General features: G+C 37.5%; 6 protein-coding genes. All 6 read left to right on the plus strand.

The window, feature by feature from the left end; all coding sequences use genetic code 11:
• Window positions 1–269: 269 nt before the first annotated feature.
• The gene (locus T432_RS08195; RefSeq protein ID WP_049959894.1) at window positions 270–1,250 is read left to right on the plus strand and encodes a DUF8812 domain-containing protein; all 981 of its coding nucleotides are present in this window, start codon (window positions 270–272) and stop codon (window positions 1,248–1,250) included.
• Window positions 1,241–2,581 (plus strand): hypothetical protein, encoded by a 1,341-nt coding sequence (locus tag T432_RS0107480; RefSeq protein WP_028884764.1) that lies wholly within the window; start codon window positions 1,241–1,243, stop codon window positions 2,579–2,581. Before T432_RS08195 ends, T432_RS0107480 begins: the two co-directional genes overlap by 10 nt.
• Before the next feature lie 191 nt (window positions 2,582–2,772).
• Complete coding sequence (gene rpsL / locus T432_RS0107485) at window positions 2,773–3,147, plus strand: 30S ribosomal protein S12 (RefSeq protein WP_015555487.1); 375 nt, start codon at window positions 2,773–2,775, stop codon at window positions 3,145–3,147.
• Between the two features lie 167 nt (window positions 3,148–3,314).
• A complete protein-coding gene (rpsG, locus tag T432_RS0107490) occupies window positions 3,315–3,785 on the plus strand; it encodes a 30S ribosomal protein S7 (protein WP_013521762.1) in 471 nt (156 codons plus the stop codon).
• Between the two features lie 18 nt (window positions 3,786–3,803).
• Complete coding sequence (gene fusA / locus T432_RS0107495; RefSeq protein ID WP_028884765.1) at window positions 3,804–5,909, plus strand: elongation factor G; 2,106 nt, start codon at window positions 3,804–3,806, stop codon at window positions 5,907–5,909.
• Between the two features lie 88 nt (window positions 5,910–5,997).
• Window positions 5,998–7,022: elongation factor Tu (tuf, locus tag T432_RS0107500; protein ID WP_028884703.1), on the plus strand; the 1,025-nt coding region annotated here is incomplete at its 3' end.

Below are 7,022 nucleotides of genomic sequence, written 5' to 3' on the forward strand. Positions count from 1 at the left end.
AGTGTGCTTGATGACCCCTTAATATACCTAGTGAAACCTTCTTTGTTGATTCTAATATCCCTGTTTTCAACACTATAGTAGCCATCAATTAAATTGATACTAGAAATATTTTTTTCACAAATTATTTACAGTCTCATGAAAAGCTGTTACCTCCTAGTCACTGTGTACTAATGTTTTAAAAAAACTAATACCTGTTGGATTTTTTTGTTATGAAACAATAATTACTTATTTGAGATTTATGATTCATATAAAACAGTGGGGGGGGGAAAATGTTTGAAAATATTAGGATTAGATATTCGGTAGGTAAGAACCAAAAGAATTTAGATTTAGATGTAGGACTAGTTCAGATACTTTTGAAGGGCGTCTTTGATGATTCAATAATTGTCAATGGCAAATATGATGTTCATACTTCTAAGGCAATCTTTGATTTCCAGCAATTAAAAGGGATTTCTTCCTCAGAAATAGTAACAACGAAAAGTGAAACATTTAAACAATTATTATCGGAAATTTCTTCAAACGTATTTTTGCCTCCAAGTTATAGAACAGGCATATTAAAGGTATCAAGAGGTCAATTTACTTTTGATTTAGAAGGAAGCGATCAGATAGGCCCTTTTTTTTCTAGAGTTATTCACTATCCAGGTGGTGCTTCTGGTGTAACCATAGGAAGAGGTTATGACATGAAACTTAGAAAGGAACATGAAATATTTAAGCATTTAACTGGTGCTGGAGTTTCTGAAAGACAAGCAAGAATGATTTCCAAGGGTGCAGGACTAAAAAATGGGGCAGCAAAGCAATTTGTTGAAAGAAATAAATACCTAATCGGTGAAATAAGTCACTTACAACAAGTCAATTTATACGAAATAGTTTATAGAGAAATTGAACGAGATACGCAAAGGTTATATAACAAAGTTGCAAATAATCTCTTAAAGAATGATGATAATTTTATGTTAAATAATCTAATCAATTCTAATGCAATTATAAATAGGGATCTTCTCGTATGTAAAAAATCCGTTAACAATATCACAAAGGTTTACTGGTGGAGTAATCTTCCAATTAGTTTAAAACAAATACTGGTTGACATGAGATATCAAGGTGTACTAAATCAAGATCTAATTAAAACCTTAATCAAGAGCAACTATAGCATTTCAAAATTTGCTAAAGCTTGCTTAAGAGATAAAAAATTTGCTTCCTATGAAAATCATAGGAAGAGATTACCTTATATTAATTCTATTCAATCATTATGTCCTTGAAAAAAATCATTGCCACCATATTTTGTTTACTCACAATTTCACTGAAAGGCATCGCAGCTCACGAAATACCCAATATCAGTGAAGTTGAAAATGTGTGTACTAAATTCTATTGGAAAGGTGAAGTAGACGATTGCTTTGCCACTAATTTAAAGAGTATTGAGAAAATTAGAGACCAAAAAATCCAGTCCACTAAGTTAACAGAGACCACGAAAGGCAATATAAAAAAGTATTGGAGAGGGTTTAGTAAGAGGGGGTGCGAACTCGCAGTGCCATATTTGGATGAGATCGAAACAAAAGACTTAGAATTAGATCTGAATTTTATTACTTGCTTGTACGAACTAAATTATAGATTCTTAGAAAATCTAACCCACTTAAAGAAATCTCAAAATCAATTATCAAAAGAACTTGTTTATTCACAAAAGTTACAAATAAAAATTGCCATTTTGAAGAAGTATCTAAATTTGGTTGCTCATTATTCACAATCTGAAAGCAAAGAAAAACAATTTGATGAGGTGCTTTCTAGTTTCAATGAGCTTGAAAATACTATCTGTGCACATAACGAAAAAACAGGCGAATGTTTAGATTCATATCTGACCATGTTGGAATCTTATGTTGATATTATTTTGGATCATTACATTTCTTCGGTTTTCGTTGAGTTTCAAGTTCCAGATATTATTGGCTCGCCTTACGAGAGTGCTCTCATATTTTTGGATGAGAGTAATTGCAAGGCAAATTCTGGTGCAGTGGACTTTCAAAATTGCGTAGAAGATAGTAATTCGAAAATTAAAGAAGTCTTAGATAAAAACTTAACTGAATTTATTGCCACTCATAATAAAGATGAGCAAAAAGTCGTAGAAACAATAATCGAAAAAAATAATTTATTTGGCAATGAGATCTGCCTTTTGTTAGCCGAAATTTATAATGGGCATAACCAAAAGGATACATTGGGTGCGACATGTCATTACCTAATGTCATATCATTCAAAAATTATTTTGGATGAGTTTTCTGACAAAAGTCATTCACAAAACCCAGGTTATCTCAAAAGATTAAATTCATTAAGGGATAAATTGTCTTATGAAACAAGTCTTATAGAACTAAATCTAAAGGCACTTTCCATTCATGAAAGAGATAATTTTTCTAACTTAGATGCAAACATGCATCAAATTCTAGATTCAATATCAGAAACTAGAGAATATGTATGTGATCCAAATTCTTCCAATTGCAAATTACTAATAGAGGGTGTTATTAAAAACTGGATGGATTACTTATTCATTGCCACAACATATAAGGCATTTCATAATTTAGGTCTAGAAGAGCTTATAAATCCTTAACTGTTTGTTTTTAGTACAAAATCTGCCCTTTAATTATTGACTCATTGCCAAATACGTGTTAATTTAGTGGGCTTACTAGTAAATTTTACTAGTATGTTTTTTTATACCTATTTACTCATGTATGAGTAGGTCCTTAAATTTTAAAGGGCCGTCTTTATTTAAAGATTAATAACAATATTTAAAGGATAAGCATGCCTACTATCAGTCAGTTAGTGCGTAAACCACGTGAAACTGCCGTTATGAAAAGTAAGAGCCCAGCTCTTGAAAACTGCCCTCAACGTCGCGGTGTATGTACTCGTGTGTATACCACTACTCCAAAAAAACCTAACTCAGCTATGCGTAAGGTAGCTAAAGTTCGTCTTACTAATGGCTATGAAGTAATTTCATACATCGGCGGTGAAGGTCACAACCTTCAGGAGCACAGTGTTGTTCTAATCCGTGGTGGTCGTGTAAAAGACTTGCCAGGTGTACGTTATCACATTGTTCGTGGTGCTCTTGACCTTCAAGGCGTTAAAGACCGCAAACAAGCTCGCTCTAAATACGGTGCTAAAAAACCTAAGAAGTAATCACTTACTTAATAAGTTCATAATTGCTCTGTATCATAGTGCATTTTATAGTGCAGCCGCAGCTGCGTGAAATTTTCTGCGGTATGTAAGGGGTTGTCCTTGTTATTAGGCAACCGTGGCCACGTAAGTGGTTCAACTGAAATTGACACAAAAAAGGAATTTTAATTATGCCTCGTCGTCGCGAAGTCCCAAAACGCGAAATTCTACCTGATCCAAAATTCGGTAGTGTAGAACTAGCTAAATTTATGAACGTTGTTATGCTTTCCGGTAAAAAAGCCGTTGCAGAGCGTATCGTATATGGTGCTCTTGATCAAATTCAATCAAAAACAGGTAAAGAGCCACTAGAAGTTTTTAATACTGCAATTAATAATGTAAAACCAATCGTTGAAGTTAAAAGCCGTCGTGTAGGTGGCGCTAACTATCAAGTACCTGTAGAAGTTCGTCCGGTTCGTCGCCTAGCTCTTGCAATGCGTTGGGTGCGTGAAGCCGCTAAGAAACGCGGTGAGAAATCTATGGACCTTCGTTTGGCAGGTGAACTAATTGATGCTTCTGAGGGTCGTGGTGCCGCTATGAAAAAACGCGAAGACACACACCGTATGGCAGAAGCTAATAAAGCATTCTCACATTTCCGCTGGTAATCATAGGACCTATTTCAAATGGCTCGTAAAACCCCAATTAATCGTTACCGTAATATCGGTATTTCAGCTCATATCGATGCTGGTAAAACTACAACTACAGAACGTATCTTGTTCTACACTGGTGTAAATCACAAAATCGGTGAAGTTCATGATGGTGCAGCTACCATGGACTGGATGGAACAAGAGCAAGAGCGTGGTATTACTATTACTTCAGCGGCAACTACTGCTTTCTGGCGTGGTATGGGCGGTAACTATCCTGAACACCGTATCAATATTATTGATACTCCGGGACACGTTGACTTCACAATTGAGGTTGAGCGTTCAATGCGTGTTCTTGATGGTGCTTGCATGGTTTATTGTGCAGTGGGTGGTGTTCAACCACAATCTGAAACTGTATGGCGTCAAGCTAATAAATATAATGTGCCACGTTTAGCATTCGTAAATAAAATGGACCGTACTGGTGCAAATTTCTTTAAAGTTTACGATCAACTTAAAGCACGTTTAAATGCAAATCCAGTACCTATCGTTATACCTATTGGTGCAGAAGATACATTCTCAGGTGTTGTTGACCTTATCAAGATGAAAGCAATCATTTGGGATGAAGCAAGCCAAGGTACTAAATTTGATTACGTTGATATTCCTTCTGAATTAGAAGCTTCAGCTAAAGAATGGCGCGAAAAAATGGTTGAGTCTGCTGCAGAGAGCAGTGAAGAACTTATGGATAAATATCTTGAAGAAGGTGATCTTTCTGAAGAAGATATTATCAAGGCTCTTCGTACACGTACCATTGCCTGCGAAATTCAGCCTATGCTTTGTGGAACTGCCTTCAAAAATAAAGGCGTTCAACGTATGCTTGATGCAGTACTTGATTTCTTACCATCTCCAGTTGATATTCCACCAGTACAAGGTGAGGATGCAGACGGTAATAAAGCTGAACGTAAAGCAGACGACAAAGAGAAATTCTCTGCTCTTGCATTTAAACTTATGACTGACCCATTCGTAGGTCAACTTACATTTATCCGTGTATATTCTGGTGTTTTAAATTCAGGAGATACAGTTCTTAACTCAGTTAAAAACAAAAAAGAACGTATTGGTCGTATTCTTCAGATGCACGCAAATAATCGCGAAGAAATTAAAGAGGTCCTTGCGGGTGACATTGCAGCTGTTGTAGGTCTTAAGGAAGTTACTACTGGTGAAACTCTATGTGATGTTTCTGCCCCTATCGTTCTAGAACGCATGGAATTCCCAGAACCAGTTATCTCTCAAGCGGTAGAACCTAAATCTAAAGCTGACCAAGAAAAAATGGGTTTAGCTCTATCACGTTTAGCTCAGGAAGACCCTTCATTCCGTGTTCGCTCAGATGAGGAATCTGGTCAAACAATTATCTCTGGTATGGGTGAGCTTCACTTAGAGATTCTTGTTGATCGTATGAAACGTGAATTTAACGTTGAAGCAAACGTAGGTAAACCTCAAGTTGCTTATCGTGAAACTATCCGCAAAACAGTTAATGATGTTGAAGGTAAATTCGTTAAACAATCAGGTGGTCGTGGTCAATATGGTCACGTAGTTCTAAAACTAGAACCAATGGAACCAGGCGGTGAAGGTTACGAATTCGTTGATGAAATTAAAGGTGGTGTAGTTCCTCGTGAATATATCCCTGCGGTAGATAAAGGTATTCAAGAAACTCTATCTTCTGGTGTGGTTGCTGGTTATCCAGTAGTAGACGTAAAAGTTACTTTGACATTCGGTTCTTACCATGACGTGGACTCAAACGAAAATGCATTCCGTATGGCTGCATCTATGGCCTTTAAAGAAGGTATGCGTCGTGCATCTCCAGTTCTCCTAGAACCTATGATGGCAGTTGAAGTAGAAACTCCTGAAGATTATGCAGGTACGGTTATGGGTGATCTTTCTTCACGTCGCGGTATGGTGCAAGGTATGGACGATATGGCTGGTGGCGGCAAATCGATTAAGGCAGAGGTTCCTCTAGCTGAGATGTTCGGTTATGCAACTAACCTTCGTTCATTAACACAAGGTCGTGCTACATACACTATGGAATTTAAGCATTATGCTGAGGCTCCTAAAAATGTAGCTGAAGAAGTGATTAGTTCACGCGCGAAATAATCCTTAGATTATTCGTAATTTTGTAAAGATTTATTTTTAAAATTCAGTTTTTTTAAATTTTTTAATTTTAGTTTGGAAATAATTAATTATGGCTAAAGAGAAGTTTGAACGTACCAAACCACACGTTAACGTAGGTACAATCGGTCACGTAGACCACGGAAAAACAACATTGACAGCAGCGATTACGACTGTATTGTCTAAGATGTACGGTGGTGAAGCGAAAGACTATTCAGCGATTGATGCTGCTCCAGAGGAGAGAGCACGTGGTATTACTATTAATACAGCACACGTAGAGTATGAGACAGCAACACGTCACTATGCACACGTAGACTGCCCAGGGCACGCTGACTATGTAAAAAATATGATTACAGGTGCTGCACAGATGGACGGAGCGATATTGGTATGCTCAGCAGCAGACGGTCCTATGCCACAAACACGTGAGCACATTCTTTTATCACGTCAGGTAGGCGTACCTTATATTATCGTGTTCTTAAATAAAGCGGACATGGTAGATGATGAGGAGCTATTAGAGTTAGTAGAGATGGAAGTTCGTGAGCTTTTATCTAAATATGATTTCCCAGGTGATGACACACCGATTATTAAAGGATCAGCTAAGTTAGCTCTAGAGGGAGACGAAGGTCCACTAGGAAAAGAAGCGATTCTAAAATTAGCAGAAGCTTTGGATACATATATTCCAACACCAGAGCGTGCGGTAGATGGAACATTCTTGATGCCAGTAGAGGACGTGTTCTCAATTTCAGGTCGTGGTACAGTGGTTACAGGCCGTATTGAGCGTGGTGTGATTAAAGTAGGCGAAGAGATTGAGATTGTAGGTATTCGTGAGACAGCTAAGACTACATGTACAGGTGTAGAGATGTTCCGCAAGCTACTTGATGAAGGTCAAGCAGGGGATAACGTGGGCTTACTACTTCGTGGTACAAAACGTGAAGACGTAGAGCGTGGTCAAGTGTTAGCAAAACCAGGCACAATCAAGCCACACACTAACTTCTCAGCAGAGGTGTATATTCTATCTAAAGAAGAGGGTGGCCGTCATACACCATTCTTCCAAGGATATCGTCCGCAGTTTTACTTCCGTACAACGGATGTGACAGG

The sequence above is a fragment of the Taylorella asinigenitalis ATCC 700933 genome, assembly GCF_000687755.1.
Classification (GTDB): domain Bacteria; phylum Pseudomonadota; class Gammaproteobacteria; order Burkholderiales; family Burkholderiaceae_B; genus Taylorella; species Taylorella asinigenitalis.

Excerpts from the sequence above, each read along its gene's own strand:
- T432_RS08195 (WP_049959894.1), top strand. The coding sequence starts at position 270 with ATGTTTGAAAATATTAGGATTAGATATTCGGTAGGTAAGAACCAAAAG.
- T432_RS0107480 (WP_028884764.1), top strand. The coding sequence starts at position 1,241 with ATGTCCTTGAAAAAAATCATTGCCACCATATTTTGTTTACTCACAATT.
- rpsL (WP_015555487.1), top strand. The coding sequence starts at position 2,773 with ATGCCTACTATCAGTCAGTTAGTGCGTAAACCACGTGAAACTGCCGTT.
- rpsG (WP_013521762.1), top strand. The coding sequence starts at position 3,315 with ATGCCTCGTCGTCGCGAAGTCCCAAAACGCGAAATTCTACCTGATCCA.
- fusA (WP_028884765.1), top strand. The coding sequence starts at position 3,804 with ATGGCTCGTAAAACCCCAATTAATCGTTACCGTAATATCGGTATTTCA.